Raw genomic sequence first — 25,208 nt, 5'->3', positions numbered from 1 at the left:
GAATTCTGCTTCACCCTATAAAACTAAAGGGAGCCAGCCATGGATAAAGTATCTGTAGTCATACCAACATATAATTGCCTACCTTATCTGCCTAAGGCGATTGAGAGCGTTCTCGCCCAGGATTATAAAAATATCGAGCTTCTTATTGTTAACGATAACAGCAGCGATGGCACTGACAAGTATCTGGCTACCCTAAGCAAAACACATAACAATATTATCGTCATAAACACAGACGGGGTCGGTGCCGCATCAGCCAGAAATATCGCCATCAAACAATCATCAGGACACTACGTGGCTTTTCTGGATGCCGATGACTGTTGGTACAGTGGAAAAGTCTCCGAACAAGTCAGAGTTCATCAAGAAAACAAACACCTTGGAATGACTTTTACCAACTACGATCACCTCAACGAAAACAATGAATTAATTATCGACTGTCTGGCGTACTGGAATAAGTACAATAGTGACCAGAACACTGTTCACTTCTTTGACAACCCGCTCAATGATATTTTTGCCAACAACATTATCGGTACATCAACTGTCATGATTAACAAAGCTGTCTTTCAAAAGATTGGCTTTTTCAATGAAGAGATGAGTTATTGCGAGGACTGGCATTTTTGGTTAAAGGTGTGCGAGCATTTTGATGTTGCACTATTGAAGCACTCTTACACCGGGTATCTCATGAGAGCAGGCTCAATAACCCAAACAGATTCTAAGCGATGGAATAATTTGCTTTCTGTCTCTGAGGTTATTTCACATTATCAGGATCGTAATACATCAATCAGTAAGAAGTCGTTATCACAAGCTCGGGCAAGGCTTCAAGAAGGCTATGCTGACTATTTCAGAACCAAAGGTGATATATATACCGCCCTGCTGCACGACTTCCACTCTTTGCTGATTGATCCCCAAACCAGACGTGTAAAACATACGCTCGGCGACATGAAGAAATGCCTTATGCCATCTCAAAAGCACAAGCAATCAGTACCGATCAAGTAGCTGTCACCATTTCAATTTGGCGACATCGCCAGCGTAGAAATGTATTGGGAATTGATATAGCTAAATAGGGTTTATGATGAGTGCATTAAAACAGTCTGCCTATTATGGCGTCGGAATAATAATGATGAAGGGAGTATCATTGTTCATGATGCCATATGTGACTTCCCGACTGACGCCGTATGAGTATGGTTCGCTAGAGTCACTCATATTGTTGACAGATATCGGCACCATCATTATCGGCTTTGGTATTATTGAATCTCTGTACCGTTATGTCGGCCCGAGCGACGGGCGAAAGCGCAGTGAACTGATTTCCAACTGTTTTCTACTAAGCCTGATAGTCGCACTAGTCGCTAGCTTCCTTATTTGGTTGATGTTGCCTTTGCTGCTGGCAAACCTACCCCATGAATTTGAGCCCTACCAAATCGTACTCATTGCCGTTCCGACCCTGCTGGAGGGATTAATTGCGATTCCGCTGACATTGATGCGTATGGAATCACTAGCCAGAAAATTCTGTATCTACAACGTCGTCAAAGCCATTTTTCAGGCATTAGTTATTATCATCTTACTGGAAGCTGGTTATGGCATTGATGCCTTACTGATTGCCGGAGCCTGCTCAAGCGTACTGTTACTTTTCTTCCTGCTCAAATTCCAATGGGCACAAATGGCAGGTAGTGCCTATTTGGGCTACTCCTTACCGCTACTAAAGTACAGTGTGCCGTTCGTTATCAGCAATATTGGGTTATTTGCCATTACCGGACTGGACCGCTGGGTGCTCGCTGATAAGGTCGGTGTTGATACACTAGCTGTCTACGCGATAGCCGCTAAATTTGCCATGATATGCGCGTTACTGATGCAACCCTTCGCGCTATGGTGGTACCCCAACCGAATCAAAATGTTACAACAGGAACAAGGGCGTGAGCTGTGCGCAAGGAACGCGATCCTTGGCACTAACCTGGGAATATTCTTCGCCGTATCTCTAATACTGACCGTACCGAGCTTCATCTACCTCTTCTTACCCGCAGACTACCATCTCGCCGCCAATATCGTTGTTGGCCTGATTCTGGTGAGCGCACTGAAAAACGCCAGCGACCTATTAAACCTTGGCTGCTTCAGCGGTGATTCCAGCCAATGCCAGATGTGGATCCAGTGGTTATGTTCTGCCTTGGCAGTTGCAGGATACTGGTTGCTCATCCCGCAATACAGCATATGGGCAGCCGTGTTTGTTCTGGCAGGTGTCTATACCGTTCGTTTAGCGCTGTTTTACTACTTTAGCCAAACGAAGCTTTCACTGCCCTACCGCCATTCCGACTGGCTGGCCTGTGTACTGATCGGGGCTGCGTTATACGGCATCAGCCAAGTGATATACCCTGCCCTCAACCTCTGGGCACAGCTAATTGTTGGTGGGTTCTTAAGCCTTTCTATGCTTGTACTGCTTATCAGCATAAAGGTTTTCCCCAGCATAACGCCTTCTCGCTTAAATTTTTCAGCCAACTAATTCGCAGGCATAAAAAAAGCGCTGATTAACAGCGCTTTTTTACAATAGAAACTATCGACTTATCGATTATTCCCAGTCAAGAATCACTTTACCTGACATACCAGAGCGCATTACATCGAAGCCCTGCTGGAAGTCATCAATCTTGTAGTGGTGAGTGATGATTGGGTTCAGATCCAGGCCAGATTGGATCAGGCTTGCCATCTTGTACCAAGTTTCAAACATTTCACGTCCGTAGATACCTTTGATGATCAGGCCCTTGAAGATTACCTGGTTCCAGTCGATACCCATGTCTGATGGTGGAATACCCAGCAGTGCAATCTTACCGCCGTGGTTCATGCCAGTTAGCATGCTGTTGAACGCCGATGGGTTACCAGACATTTCAAGACCGACATCGAAGCCTTCTGTCATGCCAAGCTCGGCCATCACATCTTCAAGCTTCTCGTTAGCCACGTTCACTGCACGGGTGACACCCATTTCACGAGCCAGATCCAAACGGTAGTCGTTAACATCAGTGATAACAACATGACGGGCACCTACGTGCTTCGCAACAGCAGCGGCCATGATACCAATCGGGCCTGCACCTGTGATTAATACATCTTCACCAACAAGGTCGAATGAAAGTGCAGTGTGTACCGCATTACCAAACGGGTCGAAAATTGAAGCAAGATCATCAGAGATTTCATCAGGGATCTTAAATGCGTTGAATGCAGGGATCACCAGGTACTCAGCAAACGCACCTTCACGGTTTACGCCAACACCTGTTGTGTTACGACAAAGGTGAGTACGGCCACCACGACAGTTACGGCAGTGGCCACATGTGATATGACCTTCGCCAGAAACACGGTCACCGATTTCAAAGCCGCGCACTTCCTGGCCGATACCAACAACTTCACCTACGTACTCATGACCAACAACCATAGGGACAGGGATTGTTTTTTGTGACCATTCATCCCAGTTGTAGATATGAACGTCAGTACCGCAAATGGCTGTTTTCTTGATACGGATTAGCAGATCATTGTGACCAAGCTCAGGCTTGTCCACTTCAGTCATCCAGATGCCTTCTTCAGGCTTTAGTTTAGAAAGAGCTTTAATTTTCATGACCTTTATCTCAACAAATAGTATTGCAGTGAAATATTCAGAAGCGGGCTACCACTATTTTTATTCGAGTACATTCTACCCGCTCCTGTTGTTGCATTAGCTCGCTATCGCGACAGATGGCAATTAGATGATACCCATGTCTTTGCCAACTTCGATGAAGGCATCGATAGCTTTGTCTAGCTGTTCACGGTTATGCGCAGCAGACATCTGAGTACGGATACGTGCCTGTCCCTTTGGAACAACAGGGAACGAGAAGCCAATCACGTAGATGCCTTTAGCCAGAGCACGCTCTGCAAACTCAGCAGCCACTTTCGCATCACCCAGCATAATTGGAATGATTGCGTGATCTGCACCGCCCATGGTGAAGCCAGCCGCTTCCATACGAGCACGGAAGTGCGCTGCGTTGTCCCATAGCTGGTCACGTAGCGAACCACTTTCTTCCAATAGATCCAGAACTCGGATTGACGCAGAAACGATAGCTGGTGCGACTGAGTTAGAGAACAGGTACGGACGAGAACGCTGACGTAGCCAGTCAATCACTTCTTTCTTACCAGAAGTATAACCGCCTGAAGCACCGCCCATCGCTTTACCCAAGGTACCAGTGATGATATCGATACGATCGATAACATCGTGGTATTCATGTGTACCGCGACCATTTGCGCCCATGAAACCCACAGCGTGAGAGTCATCAACCATTACTAGCGCATCGTACTTGTCAGCCAGGTCACAGATAGCAGGCAGGTTGGCTACAACACCGTCCATCGAGAACACACCGTCAGTCACAATCAGCTTGTGACGTACACCCGCTTCGTTTGCGGCGATTAGCTGTTCTTCCAGCTCTTGCATGTTGTTGTTTGCGTAGCGGAAACGCTTCGCTTTACACAGACGAACACCATCGATGATTGAAGCGTGGTTCAACGCATCAGAAATAATGGCATCTTCTGCACCAAGAATTGTTTCGAACAAACCCGCATTGGCATCGAAACAAGAAGTATAAAGAATTGTATCTTCCATGCCCAGGAAGTTAGACAATTTTTGCTCTAGCTCTTTGTGAGAATCCTGCGTACCACAGATAAAGCGAACTGAGGCCATACCGAAACCGTGATGATCCATACCGGCTTTAGCGGCTTCAATCAGATCAGGATGGTTAGCAAGGCCCAAATAGTTGTTTGCACAGAAGTTTAAAACTTCTTCGCCAGTTTGGATAGAAACAGCAGCTTTTTGCGCTGATGTAATAACACGTTCTGATTTGTATAAACCTTCAGCTTTTACTTGTTCGATTTGCTGTTTGATTTGGTCGTAGAATGCAGCTGACATGATGTTCCTCTCAATTATGACTGTAGCGAATGTATGTTTAAGCATGCATTCGCCAGACGATAATCCATATAATCAGGTTAGGAGATCTGACTAAAAAAATGTTCAATTAACAGGATGTTTGAACTCTATCCATTCTAATTCAAGCGCATTCAGACTATTATCCCCTGACCTGGAAAAGGACTGTTGAACTATGGACACAAATAAACTGATTGCCCTTATGCCGGAACTGGCTGTTTTTAAAATTGTTGTCGATGAAGGCAGCTTCACAGCCGCTGCAAAAAAATTAGGGGTCACCCCATCGGCACTGAGCAAACAGCTCTCGCGTCTCGAACACACGCTTTCAGCCAAACTTCTTGAGCGCACAACCCGAAAACTCGTGATCACCGAATCGGGTAAAGGGATCTATGATCAATGCTGCGCGATGATTGACGCAACCAAACAAGTTGTCGAGTTCACCAGCTCGGAGCATACAACGCCCTCTGGTGCACTGACGGTGGCGGCCCCTAAGGCATTTTTAAGTATCGTGCTCCAGCCTCTGGTGACCCCTTTTCTCACCAAGTACCCCGATATTCAACTCAAGCTCAAAGCATCAGATGGTGATATAGACCTCGTTTCAGAAGGCATCGACGTCGTCTTCCGTTTGACAGAAAAACCAACTGAAGGTTTGGTACTAAAGCAAATTGGCAAGGTAAGCTTGAGCCTTTGTGCCAGCCCTGACTACTTGGATCGACGTGGTACCCCTATCGTTCCAACCGATTTACTTCAGCACGATTGTATTTTCCTTGGCGAAACAGCCACGGATCATATCTGGGACTTTGTTAAAGGTGATGAATTCCACACCATACCCGTCACCGGTCGCTACGCTGTTAACCATTCACAAATGCGCCTGAGAGGAGTGCTTGATGGATTGGGGATCGGCATTTTCCCAGACTTCGTGATCAAGAAACCGCTTGAAGAAGGAACAGTAACTGAAGTGCTTAGTGACTGGACAATCAAAGGAAATTACCAGGGCGATATTGCACTGCAATTTGCCCAAACCAAGTTTATGCCTGCTCGTCTTCGGGTATTTATTGACTACGTCTCGGAACATTTATACCAGTACACAGTTCATTAGCCACATTGCCTTACCATAAGGGCCGACACAGCACATAATCATCTAAATGAGGTTCTCAAGCCATAGACTATACTGGTTTTAGTACTTATGGCTTTGATACTAGGCGGCAGACACACGATTGATCCAATCTGACATAACTGCCGTTTATATTGATACCAATACAACCCACTCTCCTATGGTATAACCGGGAGCAGGAGAGCTAACATGAAAGCTCTGATTAGTTGCTTATACTCAGCCGTTATTCTCTGTTCGACCAGTGTTGCCTCTTACCCTCTGGATTCTCTGCACTGGAACCACCGCAGTATTCTTTTCTTTGCTCCCGAAAAAGATCAGTACGTACAAGAATTCATGAAACAAACGCTAATGAACGACTGCCTATTACAGGAAAGAGATATCGTAACTATCATTATTACCCGTGATGGCTTCAACCAACCCGAAGACTTGTTCAGCCCTGAAGATATCCGCTTTCTTCAGCAAAAATATAACATTACCCAAGATAGCCACACTGCAATCCTGATTGGCAAAGACGGTCTTGAGAAACATCGCTGGGGGGAAGAAACCAACTGGCGGCATATCACCGACTTGGTCGACAAAATGCCACTCCGTCAGCGAGAAATGACATACCGTCAAAGCCGCTGCGCCATTTAAACTTATACTGCCGACACATCAAGATACCGAGTAAGCATAACCGCTCTACGCCTCTCGTCTACGCCGTCGCATTTTTTGACGAAGGCTGATTTTTTTTTGTGCTTGAAGCAGTATCTTGTTACCCATTGACCTTCCAACTGGCCAGTTATAACAATGATGAAGACACCCTACTTATATCACGGTCAAGATACGGCTTGGGTAACGCGCTCTGAGCACAACTTGAAGCTGACGCTTGTCAGCGAATCTGACCTACTTATCTCTGCTATATTTATTCGCTGTGAACCCGACAACGAGGAAATGCTTGTTGATATGGTACGCGGCAGCACCAATGGCAGGCTTCAATACTGGCATGGTGAAATTCCATTAAACTCAGATAAATCGTTAACCCACTACTGTTTTAAGGTAATGCAGAACAGTCGCCAGTGGTGGTTACACGGTAACGGAGTATCGCCACGCGTTCCCGGCAAAGAGGCCCACTTCAAGTACAACAAAGACGATCAGCCACCAGCCTGGGTAAAAGAACAGGTTTTCTATCAAATCTTCCCCGATCGTTTTGCAAACGGTGATCCGACAATCAGTGTCAAAACCGATGAATATTGCCTCAGAGGTAATGAGAGACCAACTATTGCCAAGGAATGGGGAGAACCCGTTTCGCCACACGGCAGCAATGGCCCGAACGAGTTTTACGGCGGCGATCTCAAGGGCATTCACGAAAAATTCGATTACTTCGAAGATCTAGGCATTACCGCCCTGTACCTTAATCCGATCTTCTCTGCTCCCAGCAACCACAAATACGATACGACCGATTATAGGAACGTTGACCCACACCTGGGAACCAATGAGCAATTCGCCGAGATGGTCGCCGACCTGCATCAACGCAACATGAAGATCATGCTTGATGCCGTGTACAACCACACCTCAGTCAATCACCCTTGGTTCGATATGTACCAAAAGAACCAGGATGAAGCCGGTGCGTATAATCACCCTGAATCGAAGTATCGTCATTACTATCAATTTAGCGGAGACAGCAACGATTACATCGGCTGGAACGGAATTTCAAGCCTGCCAAAGCTCAACTTCTCTAATCCTGAAGTTCAGGAATACATCTACTCAGGACAAGATGCCGTCATCAAGCACTGGCTTCGCCCGCCGTACAATATCGATGCATGGCGATTTGACGTTATTCACATGCTGGGTGAAGGCGCTGGTGCAACCAACAACGCCCACTATGTCAAAGCGTTTCGTCAATCGGCCAAATCTGAAAATCCTGACTGTTATGTACTTGGCGAGCATTTCTTCGAGGCAAGTCAATGGCTCCAGGGCGATCAGGAAGATGGCGCAATGAACTACTACGGTTTCGCCCACCCGATCCGTGCTTTTTTTGCCCACAAAGACATTGCCTACCACAACTGCCAAATTGATGCCGACGAACTGGTCGACTGGCTCAACGAGGCCCGTAGCAAAATGCCTTGGCTCAATCAGCTTTCCCAGCTTAACCAATTGGATAGCCACGATACGATGCGCTTCCTGACCATGCTGGAAGACGATCAGGAAACCATGCAACTGGCATTGTTAATGCTATTTGCCTATGTCGGCACACCTTGTATTTACTACGGAACAGAAGTGGCACTTGAAGGCGGACAGGATCCTGACAATCGCCGTTGTTTCCCGTGGGAGCGAACCGAAAAGCCTCACGCGATGTTTAGCTTCCTCAAACAGCTAATCGCTATTCGCAAAAATCATCACTCCCTGCAGGAAGGCAGTATCCAATGGCTCGTTGCCGAGCACAAGCAGCTCGCATTTGCCAGAACGCTAGGTGATGAGATTACCGTCTGCCTGATGAACAACAGTGAGCATGCCAGGACGATTGAAGTTCCCGTCTGGCAACTGGGTATCGAAGATGCTCAACTTAAGGATCTGCTTACTGGCGACGAATGGCAATCAAAACAAGGCATACTCACACTTACTCTGGCCGGTAAAGAAGGCTTATTGCTGAGCCTCGTCTAACCTTCCGAACCTGTTAACCTACCACACCGGCTAATCTAACCTGGATTAGCCGGTGCAGCCTACCCAATAAGGTTTGCCGTGCTTCTTAGTTCCATGTAAATATAGGACTTATACCCTGCACATAACCGAGGCAATAATGGGATCTGAACGTTACATTGGAATTATGTCCGGAACCAGCATGGATGGTGTTGATACCGTTTTAGTCGACATTAACGGCAGCAAAATAGAGTTACTTTGCGAACATGCTTTTCCTATGGGTGAGAACCTTAAACAGTCCCTTTTAGATGTTTGTATGGGTCAGCCAACCAACTTAAAAGCGATCGGCGAGCTCGATCATCGCCTCGGGCATCTGTTCGCCGATGCCGTCCTCGCGCTCCTGAAAAAAGCAAACGTTGATCCGGCAACCATCGCCGCAGTTGGTAGTCATGGACAAACGGTCTATCACTCTCCTGAGTCAACCTATGCCTTCACCATGCAGCTTGGCGATGCCAACATTATCTCGGCCAAAACAGGCATTACTACAGTAGCCGATTTTCGCCGTAAAGATATGGCCTACGGCGGCCAGGGCGCACCGCTGGTCCCGGCTTTTCATCAACAGCTATTCAGCCAGCCGGACCTCACCCGGGTTGTGCTCAACATTGGTGGTATATCCAACATCACCATCCTGACACCCGATAAACCGGTTACCGGTTTTGATACAGGACCCGGCAACATGTTGATGGACGCCTGGATCCACAAGCACAAGGGGCAGCGCTACGATAAAAACGGAGCCTGGGCACAATCCGGAGTCGTTCACCCGACACTGCTGAAATCAATGCTAAGTGATACGTTTTTCGCCCTTTCAGCCCCCAAAAGCACGGGCCGTGAACTGTTCAACCTAACTTGGCTTGATAACCACCTCGCTAAGTTCAACGTTAAAGCAGAAGATGTGCAACGTACTCTGGCAGAGCTGACAGGCGTCACCATTGCCAATGATGTCCGTTCTGAAGTACCTGGCGAACTACTGGTCTGTGGCGGCGGGGCTCACAACCCTCTGCTCATGCAAAGACTCGCAGAGCTCTTGCCAGATTGGACGGTTATAACAACGGCCGAGCGCGGGGTAGATATAGATAATATGGAAGCCATGGCATTCGCCTGGTTGGCTTACCGTACCCTGCATCAACTACCCGGCAACCTCCCGGAAGTGACAGGAGCCAACCAGCTAACTTGCCTGGGGGCTATCTACCCTTCATAACTCCATCAGTAACACTGTAAAACGCTTATCTCTTTCCACATTGGCAGCGGAGATTCCTTTAGGTAGACTCCGCAGCCCTAAGCACTTCATTTAAAAAATCTATACTTGTAGAAATCCTTAGCTGCAGTATATCCAACCTGGATAAGTAGTTGGTATTAGATAAGGTCTCATACAAGATGGCTGTAAAGTTGATATTGTTTTTACTTTTCTCTCTTCCTCTATTGGCGTGGTCTAAAGAGGAGCCAATTGTGCTTCTTGTTAATTCATATCACCCCCAGTACCAATGGACAACTCAGCAAACTCAGGGCATCAAAGATGTACTGATAGATACCGTTCATGCGGAGAATCTTCATATTGAATACATGGACGAAAGACGATTTGTGGATGATGAGGTTTATCACACCAAACTCATTGAACTTCTCAAACACAAATATCAAGTATACGAACCCGATCTCATAATGACCACCGACGATCATGCGTATAATTTCATGATCGAAAATGGCAAAGACTTATTTCCTGGCAAACCTGTTGTCTATAGTGGCGTCAACGTACCCAACACGAAAATGATGGCGCGCCACGGTAACATTATCGGCATAGCTGAAGGCATGGAGATTGAAGGAAATCTGGATATGATTTTACAGCTTCAGCCCAGAACGATGCGGATCATAATGCTGAGCGACACCACAGGCCTTGGTTTGAATATGGGCAAGAAAGCGAGAGAGATCAAAGCACAATGGCAAGCTGATCCGCATAAAAAGCACGTTACATTAGAGGTTTGGGATCAGTTCTCAATCCCGGAGCTCTACCAAAGAGCGGAAACTGCAGACTTTAATTCTGTTTTCCTGATGCTAGCCATTCATAAGGATAAACTAGGTACCTATTTCTCCTATGAACATCATCTGCCGCTCTTAACTCAAAAAAGCAAAGTACCTGTTTATGGCATGTGGGGAACGATCATTATCGGTTACGGGGGATTAGGTGGGCTCATGAATAACCCCTATGAGCACGGTAAAAATGCCGCAAAAATAGCCATCAAGGTTCTTGACGGTGTTCCGTTGAAAAACATCAAAGTGCCGGGAAAAGCACATTATTCACCCTATTTCGACTATCACCAACTAAAACGATTTGGTATCGACTTAAGCCGCCTACCCGCACCGAGCACCGTCATCAATCGCCCGGTATCGCTCTATGACGAACACGCAAAGCTGATAAACAGCACGATTGCTCTGTTTATCTTCATGCTTGTCGTTATCTCAATACTCACTATCAATATTAAACGTCGGATCACGGCACAACGTAAACTGCACCAATTCAATCAAGAGCTAGAATCAATCGTCCAGCAACGCACCAAAGATCTGGATGAACGCAATAAAGAATTACAGGCTGCATCGAAAATTTTGCGGGCACATGCCTATACCGACGAACTCACAGGTTTGCCCAACCGCAGGGCGGCGTCCCGTGAAATCGTCGCTCATATTAAACGCTACAACATGGACTTCCAGCCTTTGGCAGTCGCCATTTTGGATATCGACTTATTCAAAAGCATCAATGATACCTATGGCCATCAGGCGGGTGACGAAGTGCTGTGCGCGGTTGGAGAAACACTAAAAGAAACACTCCGACCAAACGATCGGGTATACCGATGGGGAGGTGAAGAGTTTCTCATTGTCTTGCCAGATACCAAGAAAGGCTACTCAGCCATTGTCTGCCAGAGGCTCACCAAAAGCATCAGCCAGCTCGATATCAGCAATATCGGCACCATCACTGCCAGTATCGGAGTCTCGAATTTTACCAAGGGTGATTCATTCGAAGCCATTTTACAAAGAGCAGATACCGCGTTATACACAGCCAAAAACAGTGGTAGGAACCAGGTGGCTGCAAGCTAATACAATAAAAACCCACACTTCTTGCAGGATTACCGTCTAGATCTACCCTTGTAAACAATACAGACTGCTAATTGTTTGAATTCATCACGAAAAGTGAATAAATCGTTAAAAAATAAGTTACTAGATCCAGCCGGATAAAAGCAGAACAATCAACTTAAAACTTGATGAAGATCACCAATTTAACCCGACAAAGATCACATTTACAAGTTATTAATTTTACTAGGATAAAAACGACGCAAACGTTACACTTGCGCCCCATAACAACGATAACAGTCCACAGGATATAGTCCTGTTTCTCTTCCCTAAACGTGAAAGGTCCTAAGTAAAGATGAGTCCGGAAAAATATCTTCTAGACTGGCAAACAAGCCAAACCAATGCAGAATCCATCTCACCACTTCTTGGCCAGCTATACCGTCAGAAAGGCGTAGAAATCCTTCTGTTCGGTCGCCAAATTGTCAATGCCTCTGTAATCGATATCATTAAGGCACACCGCGTTGCCCGTCGCTATACCGGTAGCGAGCTCTCTCCTTCTCAAACATTACCGCTGATACAGGCACTGACCGAACTTGACCTGTCACCTTGCCGAATTGATGTCGGTCAACTAGCTTACGAATACTGGAAAAACCAAGACGATGTAAGCAATCTGAATGACTTTTTAAATACAGCCCTTGCCGAATCACTCAGCAGCTCGCAGTCTGTCGAGACTCAGGATGTAGTTCTCTACGGCTTCGGCCGAATCGGTCGTCTGTTGGCTCGCCTGCTTATTGATAAGAGCGGCCAGGGCTATCCGCTTCGCCTACGTGCGATCGTCGTTCGTGGCGGCAAAGATGGTGATCTGGAAAAACGTGCCAGCCTGCTCCGTCGTGACTCTGTTCACGGTCAGTTCAATGGCAGCATCACCGTTGACGAAAGCCGTAAAGCAATCATCGTTAACGGTAATTATATCCAGGTTATTTATGCGAACAGCCCGGCTGAAGTTGACTACACAACTTACGGTATCAACAACGCACTTGTTGTTGATAACACAGGTATGTGGCGCGACGCCGAAGGCCTTGGCAAGCACCTTGAGTGTGCTGGCGCGAAAAAAGTACTGCTGACCGCTCCGGGCAAAGGCGATCTCAAGAATGTCGTATTCGGTGTTAACGAGTCTGATATCCTGGATGAAGACCAGATCATCTCGGCCGCCAGCTGTACAACCAACGCCATTACTCCGATTCTGAAAGCGGTTAACGACAAGTATGGTATCCAGTCGGGACATATCGAAACCGTTCACTCGTTTACCAACGACCAGAACCTGATTGATAACTTCCACAGCGGCGAGCGTCGTGGTCGATCTGCTGCATTGAACATGGTTCTTACCTCTACGGGTGCAGCTAAGGCCGTTGCCAAGGCGCTGCCAGAGCTAGCAGGAAAACTAACCGGTAATGCTATTCGCGTTCCGACCCCGAACGTTTCCATGGCTATTGCCAACCTAAACCTTGATTCTGACGTTGATGCTGAAGCGCTTAACACGTACCTGCGTGAGATGGCTCTGAACTCACCGCTTTCCGGCCAGATTGACTACACGCAATCTACCGAAATCGTCTCTACCGATATTGTTGGTTCTCGCCATGCCGGTGTGGTTGATGGTGCCGCGACTATCGCCCAGGACAAACGTTGTGTGCTCTACATTTGGTACGACAACGAATTTGGCTACAGCTGCCAGGTCGTACACTGCATGGAACAAATGATGGGTGTGCGTTACAAAACCTACCCTGAAGCTAAATAACACTGCTATAAGATAACTATAAAATACCCCTCTTGCTATTTGCCGCCTACGCTCCACTAGGCGGCATTTTTCATTTTATCGCTCCAGAACTATTTCCCTTGCCTACCGTCTTCTCTCGTTGTTCCCATCAAGCAACATAAGAAAAAGGCATCTGTAGATTCAAAAACATATATCTTCCATATAAATAACCAGCATTAGAGCAAAAGCGGACACGTTTTTCAGAATCATGGCAGAGACAATATCGTCATCCCGATAAAACAACTTTTCCTCCTGATTCATTAAAGAGAGAGCACCTAATGTGGCCTTATCACATCAATCTTCTTGCCATTACCAAGCTGTTCAGGTGGCATATGCTCATCACCTGGCTACTGGTCATTGCAGAGAATGTCCTTCTAGCCCTGATCCCACTGTTTATTGGCCTGTCTATCGATGATCTACTGACAGGTGACACTGACTCCTTGCAACTATTGGCAGTCGTACTGTGCAGCATTACGGTTGTCAGTGTGGCAAGAAGGCTGTATGACACCCGCGTTTATGGACATATTCGGGTAGAGCTGGCACGAGAAATCAACGTTCGTCTGTCTCGTCTCCCAGTTTCAATCCGTAACGCCCGGCTTGAAATGTCCCGGGAACTGGTTGATTTTCTGGAAGAGGATCTCCCTCCCCTATTCACATCTTGTATCCAAATTATTGCCGCAATAGTAATTCTGTTTGGTTTTTCCCAATCACTCGCAGTATCAGCCGGTGTATCAACCAGCCTGATGCTGATAATTTACAGTTTATTTCATCAACGGTTTATCAGACTAAACAGCACATTAAACGAACAAAAAGAAAAGCAGATCCGTATTCTGCACAACCGTAACCCGCATCAGTTATTGGCTCACCTTAAACGCCTGTGCCAACGGGAGATCCAGCTTTCTGACTCCGAGGCGATCCTCTACGGTGTTCTCTTTCTTGTTCAGTTCGGCTTTATTATCACCAATCTTTGGCTGGCAGCCTCCTTACCGGACATTTCACCCGGACGCATCTTTTCCATCATCAGCTATTCGTGGGAATACGTAGAAGCCGCAATCATGCTGCCTATCGCATTGCAAACCCTATCCCGCCTGCATGAAATCACAACAAGGATTAACTGTATTCAGCTAACGCCGGCAAACCAATAAGGTATAACGCATGAAATCACTCAAAAAGAAAATCCCCATCACCTTGGCTGTAGTGTCATTTGCTGGTGTCCTGTTGGTGCTGGACTCATTGCCCGATAACTCATTACCGGTAACTACAGGGGCACCCGCTGCTCAAGTCGTGACGGTACTATCATCGTCACCGGCGCAGCGACAGCTCTCCGTATCAACGGTCGGTATTACCCAGTCCCGCTGGCATACAGAGCTAAAAGCAACCACCGGCGGCAACCTGACAGAGCTCAATACTGACATTGAACCGGGTAGCCTGATTAAAAAAGGAGAATTTCTTACCCAAATTGACCCAACCCATATATCAGCCAAAGTTGAACAAGCCAAAAGCCACCTGGCCAGTACACGCCTGAAATTGGAGCGCGAAAAGCACGAGCAGACAGTTGCCAAGAAAATTCTGCTACAAAACGTCAGTACTGCCTTTGCCCGGCGGGAGCCCCAGGTCGCAGCAGCAACAGCCGAGCTTCATCATGCCGAGCAAGCATTGGCCAGTGTCAGACAGCGTCTCATAGAAACCCGGGTTGTTGCGCCATTTGATGCCGTCGTTCTCAAACGGTTTGCCTCACCGGCCCAGCATGTCGAAACGGGCACACCACTCTATGTTATTGCCTCGAGTCAGAGTGTCGATATCAAAGTGTCGCTATCCAAACGCCTATGGCAGAAGCTTGGTGGCAGAATAGACCCAACTCAGATCTCAGTGGTAGATAGAGATAACAACACCTGGCCAGTAAAACTGCGCTACTTAGCCCCGGAGTTTGATGCGGCAACACGCCAGCGCCAATTGGTGCTCGCCGTAGAAAACCCTTTCATGCAACCGAACGTGTTACTGCCACTGCAGCAGGTTAAGATCGTATTCAATATCATGCCAAGTGCGCCTGTTCACCGCCTGCCTATATCCGTTCTGACCCTCGACGGTGAGGTATGGTGCGTCAACAACGATAACAAGCTCGTACTTGAGCCAATTATCCAGCTCAATGAAGACGGCAACGAAGTGTGGTTCCAGTTCACTAACCACCCTGAGCGTAGCCGTAACATCGTCATGTACCCGTTATTGACGATGATACCCGGCACAATAGTCGCCCCTACTTATACCAGTAACAACTCTGCCACCAGCAGCTATGCCTATAACAGCGAGGAAACACAATGAAATGGTTAACACGCTGGTTTCTGGATAATCCGGTTGCGGCTAATTTGTTAATGGTTGCTATTTTGGCCCTGGGCGCGCTCTCGCTGACAACGCTGCGGGTAGAAAGTTTTCCGCAAACCAAACCAACGAGTCTGGTGGTGAGTGTCAGTTATCCCGGCGGAACGGCTAGTCAGGTCGATGAGGGGATCACACAACGAATCGAGGAAGCGATCAGCGATCTTGCGGGAATCAAGCAAATCACTAGTCGTTCTTCGGAAGGGTTGTCTACCGTCCGGGTGAAAAAACGCACCGATACCAACCTGGAGCGCCTGATCGAGGATGTCAGAAATCGGGTAAACAGTATTGTTGGTTTTCCTGAACTGGCGGAAAATCCACAAATCTATCGTGACGAGTTTAGCAACCTGGCGTCATTTGTCGTGATCTCCGGTCAACGAAGTGATGACGAGCTGCAACCAATAGCAAGACAGCTAGAAATTGCGCTAAAGAAACACCCTGCCATTTCTGCTGTCGAAAACTGGGGAAAGCGCTCATCGCAACTGGTAATCGAACCGGATCCGGACAGTCTCCGTCATTACGGGATCGCCTTTAACGACCTTGCGAACCATATCCGCCAGGCCTCGCTGGAAACCAGAAGCGGCACCATTAAAAATGGTCAGGGCAAACTACTTTTGCGGGGGGACGGCTATGCTGATACGGTCAGAAAACTTCGCAAAATCGTTGTAAAAACAACCCCAACCAGCGAAGTGCTGCTTGAAGATATTGCCCAGATCCGCCGTGAATACGTCAAGACTGACGCTCTGGTTCGCAACAACGGTAACAACGCGATTGCCCTACTGGTTTCCACAAGCAGAAAAGACAACCTGTTACGAGTCAGCGAGGCGATAGAAGAAGTCCTGCAGCAGCAACGAGCCCTATTGCCTGATGATATTTACCTCGACACCATGGCCGATATGGCTCCCTATATCGAAGACCAGCTCGCCCGCCTTGGCAACAATGCCTGGCAAGGGCTGCTAATTGTCGTCGTACTCCTTGGCCTGTTCCTGAATCTGAAGCTCGCATTCTGGGTTGCCGTCGGGATCCCGGTCTCGATTGCAGGCACACTCGGTGTGATGGGCTTACCGGCACTGGATTACAGCATTAACGACATCACCTTGTTTGGTTTGATCCTAGTGTTGGGGATCCTGGTTGACGATGCCGTTGTCGTCGGCGAGAGTATTCACCAGGCTCGCACCAAATACTCCAATCCCAAACAAGCCGCCGGAAAAGGTGTGGAAGCTGTTAGCGTGGCGACAGTCTTTGGTGTACTCACCACCATCACCGCATTCTCTCCCATGTTATGGATTGAAAATGAGCTGGCAAAAGTACTGGCTGGGTTCTCGGCAGTGGTCATTCTGGCACTGATGTTTTCACTGGTCGAAAGTAAGTTCATTCTTCCCGCTCACCTGAGCTCACCACCAGAGGGAGAGCCTAAGCATTGGCTAAGCCGACACTTCAAGCACCTGCAGCAATATTGTGATAGGCAGCTTCAGCGCTTTACCTACAAGGTGTACAAACCGATGCTAAATTACGTGATTCACTATCGGTATGCGAGCCTGATTGGTTTTATCAGTACCCTGGTTCTGGCCTATGGCCTTTGGTTCAGCGGCAATATCAAATCAAGTCTGTTTCCGGAAATCCCCGGGCGCTATTTGAGTGCCGATATTTCTCTTGAAGACGGCGCGCCTCATGAACTGCTTGCTCTTCATGCCGATCAGCTTGAAAAGGCGGCAACTTCACTGAACAATAAAATACGCGATGAATTTGGTCTGGAAGAGTCGCCAATCACTAACCTGCTTGTTGCAACAAACGGCAGTAGCAATGTCGAAGCCACCGTTGAGTTGACAACCGAAGCTCTGAGCAAGCTACCCAACAACTACCTGCTAAATCTATGGAAAGGTTCCAGCGGTCATTTTGAAGGTGCATATGCCGTTAAATTTACCGCTGCCGATGACTGGTCTGGCGGCACCGCTATCAGTATCAGAGCCCCCGAACGTCGGATAGCCACGCAAGCTGCGGAGGCGTTACGCCACCAGCTCAGTAAAATCCCGGGAGTTAACGATGTCTATGACAACGGGCAATCCGGCCTGCCTCAGCTTCGTTTTACCCTTAATCGATATGGGAAGCACCTGGGGCTGACCCAGTCAGATCTCGCCAATATAATTAGTGGTGCTTTCGGTCAATATGATATCCATCGACTTCTTCATCATGGAGAAGAAACCAAAGTCGTCCTTCAGTTTAGTGACGCAAAGCGTCGTAGCCTGCAAAGTGTGCTTGATTCGCCGGTATTCTTACCGTCTGGCCAGTTCCTGACATTGGGCGATATTGCCGACGCAGCTTACGAGCAAGAGCCGCATACCCTTTACCGACGTAATCGAAATGAGGTAATTACAGTGTACTGGCGACAGGATCGTTCAGTCCAGGCGCCAGAAGCGGTTTGGGAAACGGTTAAGCAGGATATTTTGCCAACGTTCAGCAAACAATACCCAAGTGCCATTGTAAAACCCGTAGGTGAGTTTGAGGAAATCAACGAAGTACAGGCCGGCTTTAAAAAAGCCATGATACTGACATTGTTATTGATATACACCCTACTCGCCATTCCGCTTAAGTCTTACTGGCAGCCATTGATCATTATGGCCGTGATCCCGTTCGGCTTTGCGGGTGCCATCTTTGGCCATGCCCTAATGGAGCTGCCGATCAGTGTGCTGTCTTTGTTCGGTATGATGGCAATGACTGGCGTTGTTGTGAACGACTCACTGATACTGATCACTAGGTTCAACAGTAACTATCGTAATGGGATGCCAAGGCTCGAAGCGCTGATTAATACCGGCACCAGCCGAGTCAGGGCCATTTTCCTGACGACTGTTACAACGGTGTGCGGTTTACTTCCGCTTCTTAGCGAAAGCTCGGAGCAGGCACAGTATCTAAAGCCTGCAGCGGTCTCACTGGTATTCGGCGAGCTATTCGCAACCAGCGTTACCCTGTTGCTGATACCAATACTGCTGCGAATTTTTACCCGCAAAGATCGTTGCGATACAATTTCTGATACTCCGGCGGCTCAGGCTTTGCCCAGCACAACCGCTCATGAAGGATAAATACAAAGGTTAACGTTATGGATACACAACACCTTGTTCCCGAGCTTGCTCTGATTGAAGAATTACCGGAACACTGGAAAAGCCGGTTCGAAAAAGCGATCTATATGCTGTATAAGTCGTCGGAACAATCACCCGCGTTGGCCTGGGAAGAGATTGCCGTTGCCTGTGCAATCTCGCCTCACCATTTCCATCGCGTTTTTCGTGCAGCATTCAACGAGGCACCGGGGCAATACATGCGAAGACTTCGCCTGCAAACCGTTGTTGAAAAACTGGTGTATAGCTCAGATAGCATTACCGATATTGCTGTCGGAAGTGGCTTTTCATCTTCGCAGGCACTAGCCAAAGCACTGAAAAGAGAGCTTAATACGTCAGCCAAGGCGATACGAAAATTACGAGACTCGAAAGACTTTGATGATTTAGCAGAAATTTATAAGAAGCTTGGCCATCCGACGGCACAATCACATCAAACGATAGAATCACAGATCGCCGAAAAGCTTGAAACCGAGCTACGCACTTACCCTGAGCGTTTTCTCCCGGCCCAAAAATACAGTGTTCCTGATTTTGAGAAGCTGATGAATGCACCAAGTGATGGAGAAGAGTATGAAGTTATCGTCACGACGAATGTTGAAGAGCTAAGCAAGCATTTTAACGATATTACACTTCTTGTCGGCGAGGCTTTTACGACGGCTGACAAAGCAAACTTTACCGTATCTGCTGGCGCATTCTTATGCTGCAAAGCCCTTATCAGTAGTGATGTTGGATACCACGCAGTATGGGATGAACTCTACCGCCGAGCTATCCTCGAGGGCTATGAACTCAGCGATCAAGGGCACACCATCGAATATTTACGAAACGCACCTAAAGGGAAACAATTTGACTTAGAGGAAATAGAGCTTCAGTTACCTGTCGAAATCGTAAGCTAACAGCCATGCAATCAGCGTACAGACTCGCTTTCGAGCAAGTGCTTAAACTTCTCACGCAACTTATCCCGCAGTAATAATACTGCGGGGGTCACCTGTTTGCGGCTGGGGCAAATCAACCACAAGCTCGTTGATTTTGCTCTAAAACCGGGCATGACTTCTACCACTCGCCCGGCTTTCAGATCAGAAAACATATCCAACCTTGATTTCAACGCTATACCTTTACCGGCAACCACCCAACGCCTGACAATATCACCATCATTACAGACCCGGTTGCTGCTCACCTTCACTTTCTTTGAAGATTCTGATTGCCCGGAGATCTTGCTCGTAAACTCCCACTGGTTGAAAATCTGATCGCCAAGCCGATATAGCAAGCAATTATGCTCAAGAAGCTCATCCGGAGTCTGTGGTGCGCCATGACGCTCAAGATATTCAGGCGCCGCGCACAAAATCCGATCTACCGCTGTTAACTGGAAAGCCACCATCGAGGAATCTTCCGGCTGGCCGTAGCGCAGAGCCACATCAACCCTGTCCATATAAAAATCAGCCAGCGAATCTCCCAGGCTAAGCTGTACACTGAGTGCCGGATTGCTATCCATCACTTCATCCAACCAAGGCAAAATCATGTTGCGTCCCAGATCCGAAGACACCGACATACGGACCTCACCTGCTATCTCTCCTTGCATTTCGACGAGTGATGCCTTGGCATATTCCAGCGATTCAATTGCCTGACGGCAATGCAGCAGAAAACGCTCACCTTCCGCGGTAATGCGTAACTGACGGGTCGAACGAATAAAAAGCTCAACCCCTAGTTGTTTCTCAAGCCGCTTCAACGCCGCACTTGCTGCAGCCGGACTGGTATCCAGCAAGCCTGCCGCGGCAGTGATACTGCCGCAATCAGCGGTTCGAATAAATAGTTCAAGATCAGACGTATTCATAGCATGCAATATTTTCAAAAATATATTGAAAAAGTTTAAACCATTACCATCTTTTTGCTTAGCACTTTCTCTCCTATTATCACTGCAACAATTCAATATCCAACAAAGCTAGCGCCAGTGGCTACCATACTTTAGCGTTAGCCCATATACGAGAAAGAGAGAATAGTCATGAAAGCCATCGGATACCTAGCCCCAAAAAGTATTGACCAGCAAGATGCACTCGTGGATTTCGAGCTACCGACACCAACGGCGACAGGCCGTGACTTACTGGTAAAGGTAAAGGCGGTTTCAGTCAACCCGGTCGATACCAAGGTCAGAGCAAGTGCCGCACCAGAGGAAGGTCAGTATAAAGTGCTTGGCTGGGATGCTGTTGGCGAAGTGACTGCCGTTGGCGAAGAGGTTGAGCATTACCAGGTTGGTGATAAGGTTTGGTACGCCGGTGATATTTCCCGTTCCGGAACAAACGCTGAATATCATCTTGTTGACGAACGTATTGTCGGCAAGCAGCCAACCACAGTCTCTGACACCCAAGCAGCAGCCCTACCTTTGACCGCAATCACTGCCTGGGAATTGCTCTTCGATCGTCTGCAGTTCGATCTTACTCCTAACGCCGAAACATCTGCCAAGGTACGTTTGCTGATCATCGGTGCATCTGGTGGTGTCGGTTCAATCCTTACTCAGCTTGCAGCCAAACTAACCAATGCCACCATCATCGGAACCGCTTCTCGGCCAGAAAGTCAAAAATGGGTGACCGAGCTTGGCGCTGATTATGTGATTGATCACTCCAAACCGTTAACGGAAGAGCTAAAACGAATTGAGGTTGATGACGTTACCCATGTGATCAGCTTGACACACACTCAGGCTCATTTTGACCAGATTGTCGAAGCATTAGCACCGCAAGGACATCTAGCACTCATCGATGATCCAACAGAGCCTCTGGATATCATGAAGCTAAAAAGAAAATCGCTATCTTTGCACTGGGAACTGATGTTCACCCGTTCTCTCTACCAGACAGAAGATATGGATAAACAGCGCCAACTATTGAATTCAGTTTCATCAATGATTGACGATGGCGAGCTTGTCACAACTCTTGGCCAGCACTTTGGCAAGATAAATGCCGAGAACCTAAAAAAGGCCCACGCGTATATCGAGTCGGGTAAATCAATCGGGAAAGTGGTACTCGAAGGTTTTTAAACCCTGTGCATTGTAGTTTATTAACCCGTCAGATGGCGGGTTAATTACTTGCGATAAGAGTAAACGCAACCCTCAAAACTGATAACCATTCGCCCCTGCCACAGCGCCAAGCACAGCAATCAAGCTTAGGCTGAGCAATACTTGGTGCATTCGATGCAACCAGACAAATGCCCGCTCGCTGTTTTTTTGTGCTTGTTGGTGAAACCAGCGATGCAATACCAAAGGCTCCAGAACAAACAGTACCATAGTGAAAATCATCCAGACGAACGTCATTAAATGCATCCACCAAAACTGGGGTAATAGATAACGATCCCAAGCGTTCATCACCTCCAGCATATAGTATCCCGACGCGCCGGTTATCAATGTGGTGATTTTCGCCTGAAAACTGAACCGTCCTTCTAATTGCTCAAACAAATCCAAGCGGTTTTCCGCATTTGACACTCTTCTCAGCGACGGGATAAGTACCGTCGTCACAAACGCGACGCCGCCAATCCACATCACGACACCAAACACATGCAATACTCGCGCTAACACAAAAAAGTCAAAATCGTTCATATCAACCATCACCACCGTTACTGCGAATGCGATTAATAATATATATCATATACATGTTATAAGGAATAGCGTTATCAGCTTCCTTTTTTCTTCCTTATTCTGTCCTCATTTTCTCCAACATTAGAAATTAAGGTTATTTATATTCAGAAATTTAGGGAATAAATGACAATGTCTATCAAGCAACTGTTTTCTAATCTCCTTAGTTCTTCTAACCACTCAATGGTATCTAAACGCGGAGAGTCGCAGCTCCCACTACCACCAGTAGAAAGGCGTTCTTACGGGGACTTCCTACTAGAGAATGCAGATGGCGGTATTGATAGCTGGAAGGCAAAAATAAACAATAATGTCGTTAGTGGTGATCTGGACTTTATCAAAACCAGTATCGATTGGTGGTGTGATAGAAAAATGATTTTGCCGCAAAAAGAAGCCGACACAATCATTCCTCCTCCCCGCATACGCCGAGAAATCGTCATCTATCGTGGGTTCAAAATCATCAACGATACCGGTGAAAAAAATGGCTGGTACATGCTGCACAAAGGTAAATTACTTAAAGGCACTAAATCTGCCATTGAAGAGCAGATAAACCTCGCCATCAGAAGGACGAGGTACTAGCAGGTTAACTTGAAACAGCTTGTTGAGCCCGCTTCGCTACAGAATCTTTAAACTATGTTTCTAGTGAAACGGTAGTATTTGTCATTTTAGCTATTAGTCCTCCAACTCGTTTGCGCATATCACGTCTATCAACAATCATATCTAAAGCACCATGCTCCAGAAGGAACTCACTTTGTTGAAAATCATCAGGTAACTTTTCTCGTACCGTTTGTTCAATCACACGACGCCCTGCAAAACCAATTCTCGCGCTGGGTTCACCAATATTGATATCGCCCAGCATAGCTAAACTTGCCGATACACCTCCAAAAGTTTGATCGGTTAGTACAGATATATAAGGTAATCTTGCATTTGATAAACGGTTCAAAGCTGCACTCGTTTTTGCCATTTGCATTAAAGCCATTAATGACTCTTGCATACGGGCTCCACCACAAGCCGAAAAACAAACCAATCCACAATTTGCGTCTATTGCGGCATCAACTGCATGTACAAAACGAGCGCCGACAACTGAACCCATTGAGCCCGCCATAAAAGAAAATTCGAATGCACAGGCGACAACAGGTAAGCCCAGAAGCTTTCCTTTCATCGCAATTAAGGCATCTTTTTCCCCTGTATTTTTCTGGGCTAGAGCAAGGCGCTCCTTGTAACGTTTCAGGTCCTTAAAATTCAGCAAGTCTTTAGGCTCATGCTCTCTAGCAACCTCAACCCGCCCTCCTTTATCCAGAAAACTGTCTAAGCGAGGTCGTGCAGCCATTCTCATATGATGGTTGCATTTCGGGCACACCTCCAGACTCTCCTCGAGAGCTTTACGATAAAGAGTCTGACCACATGAAGTACATTTAGTCCATATACCCTCTGGTATCGGCGCTTTACGTGTACTAATAATGTTCTTTTTATCAAATAGCTTTTCTAGCCAACTCATGGGCAATCTTTTCCAGATAACTTTAGTAAGGAGTATTGTATAAGCCTATTTATGATAATAAAGTGCCTGTTATGGGCTTAATAATCCAACATTATGGGATTAACGGAAATGCTTGAGAAGATTGACCAGCAATGGATAAAAAGTTTTCACTGTGTCTATGAGAACAACAGCTTTAAGAGAGCGGCGGAGTTTCTTTGCTTGCCAACATCAAATGTCAGTCGCCATATTGCTTTACTGGAAGAACGACTGGGTACACGACTATTTGACAGGACCACTCGCAAAATTGCTCCGACAGATGCAGGGGAACACCTTTATTTGCGAACACAGCCATTGCTGGACAAGTTAAATGATGCACTTGAGGAAGTGACGCAACACTCCCATAAAGTCATGGGACAACTCAACATTCTAATGCCAGACTCGCCTGCTTTAGCCCAAGCAGTGGTTTCTTTTTGTACCCAGCATCCCTCAATTTCATTATGTTGCGATACGAGCATCAGCCCGAAAGAAGATTTACTCGATGGGTTTGATGTCATTTTAAGCTTTCACCGAGGAAAGCTCGAAGACAATAATTGGGTAGCCAAGGAGGTTAAACGCTGGCCAAGTGCTGTTGTCGCATCCCCAAAACTCCTACAAACCTTTCCAAGACCTTTTCAGGTTACCGATTTGAAACACGTTCCGTGCATCAATAGCTTTACCGCATTAAATGGTACACCCTGGGTTTTCAAAAGCGCTAAAGGTGAACTTATTACTCAAAAGGTACAGTCTTCATTTAAGGTCAATAGCGGGTACCTTGCCAAATCAGGTGCATTAGCTGGTTTTGGGGTTGCGATACTACCAACCGAATCCTGTCGTGATGAGATAGAAGCTGGCTCTCTGGAAATTCTACAATTGGAATACGAGCCTGAAGATCTAGTTTTGTACGCCTTTTATGCTTCCAGAAAACACTTAGCAAAAAAGATCCCTATGTTTATTGAACATTTACGGCACCAAGCAAATATCGTTAAAAGTGCGTAGATACAAAGAACAACTGTAGTGACATGCT

20 protein-coding genes are annotated in these 25,208 nt (G+C 47.0%); 15 read left to right on the top strand and 5 right to left on the bottom strand.

Features of this window, described 5'->3' with window-relative positions; translation table 11 throughout:
• Positions 1-39 precede the first annotated feature (39 nt).
• Both BIT28_RS16375 and BIT28_RS16370 read left to right on the top strand, forming a co-directional pair.
• The gene (locus BIT28_RS16375) at positions 40-993 is read left to right on the top strand and encodes a glycosyltransferase family 2 protein (RefSeq protein WP_075765615.1); all 954 of its coding nucleotides are present in this window, start codon (positions 40-42) and stop codon (positions 991-993) included.
• Between the two features lie 76 nt (positions 994-1,069).
• Positions 1,070-2,488 (top strand): lipopolysaccharide biosynthesis protein, encoded by a 1,419-nt coding sequence (locus BIT28_RS16370; RefSeq protein WP_083651908.1) that lies wholly within the window; start codon positions 1,070-1,072, stop codon positions 2,486-2,488.
• A gap of 66 nt (positions 2,489-2,554) precedes the next feature.
• Here the strand turns inward: BIT28_RS16370 and tdh are convergent, their stop codons facing one another.
• The gene (gene tdh, locus BIT28_RS16365; protein ID WP_075765611.1) at positions 2,555-3,586 is read right to left on the bottom strand and encodes an L-threonine 3-dehydrogenase; all 1,032 of its coding nucleotides are present in this window, start codon (positions 3,584-3,586) and stop codon (positions 2,555-2,557) included.
• Positions 3,587-3,709: 123 nt separating this feature from the next.
• Entirely contained in the window at positions 3,710-4,903 is a 1,194-nt protein-coding gene (locus BIT28_RS16360) for a glycine C-acetyltransferase (RefSeq protein WP_075765609.1), read from the bottom strand.
• 190 nt (positions 4,904-5,093) lie between these two features.
• On the opposite strand from BIT28_RS16360, the gene BIT28_RS16355 reads away from it, so the two are divergent.
• The 10 genes from BIT28_RS16355 (at position 5,094) to BIT28_RS16310 (ending at position 19,951) form a co-directional block, all read left to right on the top strand.
• Entirely contained in the window at positions 5,094-6,017 is a 924-nt protein-coding gene (locus BIT28_RS16355; RefSeq protein ID WP_075765607.1) for a LysR family transcriptional regulator, read from the top strand.
• Between the two features lie 204 nt (positions 6,018-6,221).
• Positions 6,222-6,665 (top strand): DUF4174 domain-containing protein, encoded by a 444-nt coding sequence (locus BIT28_RS16350; protein WP_075765605.1) that lies wholly within the window; start codon positions 6,222-6,224, stop codon positions 6,663-6,665.
• 156 nt (positions 6,666-6,821) lie between these two features.
• Positions 6,822-8,672 (top strand): maltodextrin glucosidase, encoded by a 1,851-nt coding sequence (gene malZ / locus BIT28_RS16345; RefSeq protein ID WP_075765655.1) that lies wholly within the window; start codon positions 6,822-6,824, stop codon positions 8,670-8,672.
• Between the two features lie 136 nt (positions 8,673-8,808).
• The gene (locus BIT28_RS16340) at positions 8,809-9,906 is read left to right on the top strand and encodes an anhydro-N-acetylmuramic acid kinase (RefSeq protein WP_075765603.1); all 1,098 of its coding nucleotides are present in this window, start codon (positions 8,809-8,811) and stop codon (positions 9,904-9,906) included.
• Between the two features lie 176 nt (positions 9,907-10,082).
• A complete protein-coding gene (locus BIT28_RS16335; RefSeq protein ID WP_083651907.1) occupies positions 10,083-11,792 on the top strand; it encodes a GGDEF domain-containing protein in 1,710 nt (569 codons plus the stop codon).
• 328 nt (positions 11,793-12,120) lie between these two features.
• A complete protein-coding gene (locus BIT28_RS16330) occupies positions 12,121-13,560 on the top strand; it encodes a glyceraldehyde-3-phosphate dehydrogenase (RefSeq protein ID WP_075765599.1) in 1,440 nt (479 codons plus the stop codon).
• 296 nt (positions 13,561-13,856) lie between these two features.
• Complete coding sequence (locus BIT28_RS16325; protein ID WP_075765597.1) at positions 13,857-14,723, top strand: ABC transporter six-transmembrane domain-containing protein; 867 nt, start codon at positions 13,857-13,859, stop codon at positions 14,721-14,723.
• A 10-nt stretch (positions 14,724-14,733) separates the two neighbouring features.
• Positions 14,734-15,897 (top strand): efflux RND transporter periplasmic adaptor subunit, encoded by a 1,164-nt coding sequence (locus BIT28_RS16320; RefSeq protein ID WP_075765595.1) that lies wholly within the window; start codon positions 14,734-14,736, stop codon positions 15,895-15,897.
• On the top strand, positions 15,894-19,028 hold the full coding sequence (locus tag BIT28_RS16315; protein ID WP_075765593.1) for an efflux RND transporter permease subunit: 3,135 nt from the start codon (positions 15,894-15,896) through the stop codon (positions 19,026-19,028). Before BIT28_RS16320 ends, BIT28_RS16315 begins: the two co-directional genes overlap by 4 nt.
• 17 nt (positions 19,029-19,045) lie before the next feature.
• Positions 19,046-19,951 carry a helix-turn-helix domain-containing protein gene (locus BIT28_RS16310; RefSeq protein ID WP_075765591.1) on the top strand — a complete coding sequence of 302 codons (906 nt, stop codon included), beginning with the start codon at positions 19,046-19,048 and terminating at the stop codon, positions 19,949-19,951.
• Between the two features lie 11 nt (positions 19,952-19,962).
• Here BIT28_RS16310 and BIT28_RS16305 read toward each other — a convergent pair whose 3' ends face one another.
• Positions 19,963-20,886: a LysR family transcriptional regulator gene (locus BIT28_RS16305; RefSeq protein ID WP_075765589.1), complete on the bottom strand. Its 924-nt coding sequence runs from the start codon at positions 20,884-20,886 to the stop codon at positions 19,963-19,965.
• Positions 20,887-21,054: 168 nt separating this feature from the next.
• On the opposite strand from BIT28_RS16305, the gene BIT28_RS16300 reads away from it, so the two are divergent.
• Positions 21,055-22,080 (top strand): zinc-binding alcohol dehydrogenase family protein, encoded by a 1,026-nt coding sequence (locus BIT28_RS16300; RefSeq protein ID WP_075765587.1) that lies wholly within the window; start codon positions 21,055-21,057, stop codon positions 22,078-22,080.
• A 72-nt stretch (positions 22,081-22,152) separates the two neighbouring features.
• Here the strand turns inward: BIT28_RS16300 and BIT28_RS16295 are convergent, their stop codons facing one another.
• Positions 22,153-22,635, bottom strand: a complete 483-nt coding sequence (locus BIT28_RS16295; protein ID WP_075765653.1) for a hypothetical protein — start codon at positions 22,633-22,635, stop codon at positions 22,153-22,155.
• Between the two features lie 168 nt (positions 22,636-22,803).
• On the opposite strand from BIT28_RS16295, the gene BIT28_RS16290 reads away from it, so the two are divergent.
• The gene (locus tag BIT28_RS16290; RefSeq protein WP_175577551.1) at positions 22,804-23,247 is read left to right on the top strand and encodes a DUF3319 domain-containing protein; all 444 of its coding nucleotides are present in this window, start codon (positions 22,804-22,806) and stop codon (positions 23,245-23,247) included.
• A 52-nt stretch (positions 23,248-23,299) separates the two neighbouring features.
• On the opposite strand, the gene accD is transcribed toward BIT28_RS16290, so the two are convergent.
• Positions 23,300-24,166 (bottom strand): acetyl-CoA carboxylase, carboxyltransferase subunit beta, encoded by an 867-nt coding sequence (gene accD / locus BIT28_RS16285; protein ID WP_075765585.1) that lies wholly within the window; start codon positions 24,164-24,166, stop codon positions 23,300-23,302.
• Between the two features lie 108 nt (positions 24,167-24,274).
• Between accD and BIT28_RS16280 the strand changes: the two genes are divergently transcribed.
• On the top strand, positions 24,275-25,180 hold the full coding sequence (locus BIT28_RS16280; RefSeq protein WP_175577550.1) for a LysR family transcriptional regulator: 906 nt from the start codon (positions 24,275-24,277) through the stop codon (positions 25,178-25,180).
• Positions 25,181-25,208: the final 28 nt, after the last annotated feature.

Origin of the sequence: Photobacterium proteolyticum, assembly GCF_001939735.1 — a bacterium.
Classification (GTDB): domain Bacteria; phylum Pseudomonadota; class Gammaproteobacteria; order Enterobacterales; family Vibrionaceae; genus Photobacterium; species Photobacterium proteolyticum.
The sequence above is the reverse complement of the archived record's forward strand: the minus strand, read 5'-3'. Positions and strand labels throughout refer to the sequence as shown.

Coding starts and splice junctions, on each gene's coding strand:
- BIT28_RS16370 (WP_083651908.1), top strand. CDS start 1,070: ATGAGTGCATTAAAACAGTCTGCCTATTATGGCGTCGGAATAATAATG.
- BIT28_RS16340 (WP_075765603.1), top strand. CDS start 8,809: ATGGGATCTGAACGTTACATTGGAATTATGTCCGGAACCAGCATGGAT.
- BIT28_RS16290 (WP_175577551.1), top strand. CDS start 22,804: ATGTCTATCAAGCAACTGTTTTCTAATCTCCTTAGTTCTTCTAACCAC.
- BIT28_RS16295 (WP_075765653.1), bottom strand. CDS start 22,635: ATGAACGATTTTGACTTTTTTGTGTTAGCGCGAGTATTGCATGTGTTT.
- BIT28_RS16375 (WP_075765615.1), top strand. CDS start 40: ATGGATAAAGTATCTGTAGTCATACCAACATATAATTGCCTACCTTAT.
- BIT28_RS16310 (WP_075765591.1), top strand. CDS start 19,046: ATGGATACACAACACCTTGTTCCCGAGCTTGCTCTGATTGAAGAATTA.
- BIT28_RS16315 (WP_075765593.1), top strand. CDS start 15,894: ATGAAATGGTTAACACGCTGGTTTCTGGATAATCCGGTTGCGGCTAAT.
- BIT28_RS16350 (WP_075765605.1), top strand. CDS start 6,222: ATGAAAGCTCTGATTAGTTGCTTATACTCAGCCGTTATTCTCTGTTCG.
- BIT28_RS16355 (WP_075765607.1), top strand. CDS start 5,094: ATGGACACAAATAAACTGATTGCCCTTATGCCGGAACTGGCTGTTTTT.
- BIT28_RS16335 (WP_083651907.1), top strand. CDS start 10,083: ATGGCTGTAAAGTTGATATTGTTTTTACTTTTCTCTCTTCCTCTATTG.
- BIT28_RS16280 (WP_175577550.1), top strand. CDS start 24,275: ATGCTTGAGAAGATTGACCAGCAATGGATAAAAAGTTTTCACTGTGTC.
- BIT28_RS16325 (WP_075765597.1), top strand. CDS start 13,857: ATGTGGCCTTATCACATCAATCTTCTTGCCATTACCAAGCTGTTCAGG.
- accD (WP_075765585.1), bottom strand. CDS start 24,166: ATGAGTTGGCTAGAAAAGCTATTTGATAAAAAGAACATTATTAGTACA.
- tdh (WP_075765611.1), bottom strand. CDS start 3,586: ATGAAAATTAAAGCTCTTTCTAAACTAAAGCCTGAAGAAGGCATCTGG.
- malZ (WP_075765655.1), top strand. CDS start 6,822: ATGAAGACACCCTACTTATATCACGGTCAAGATACGGCTTGGGTAACG.
- BIT28_RS16330 (WP_075765599.1), top strand. CDS start 12,121: ATGAGTCCGGAAAAATATCTTCTAGACTGGCAAACAAGCCAAACCAAT.
- BIT28_RS16320 (WP_075765595.1), top strand. CDS start 14,734: ATGAAATCACTCAAAAAGAAAATCCCCATCACCTTGGCTGTAGTGTCA.
- BIT28_RS16360 (WP_075765609.1), bottom strand. CDS start 4,903: ATGTCAGCTGCATTCTACGACCAAATCAAACAGCAAATCGAACAAGTA.
- BIT28_RS16300 (WP_075765587.1), top strand. CDS start 21,055: ATGAAAGCCATCGGATACCTAGCCCCAAAAAGTATTGACCAGCAAGAT.
- BIT28_RS16305 (WP_075765589.1), bottom strand. CDS start 20,886: ATGAATACGTCTGATCTTGAACTATTTATTCGAACCGCTGATTGCGGC.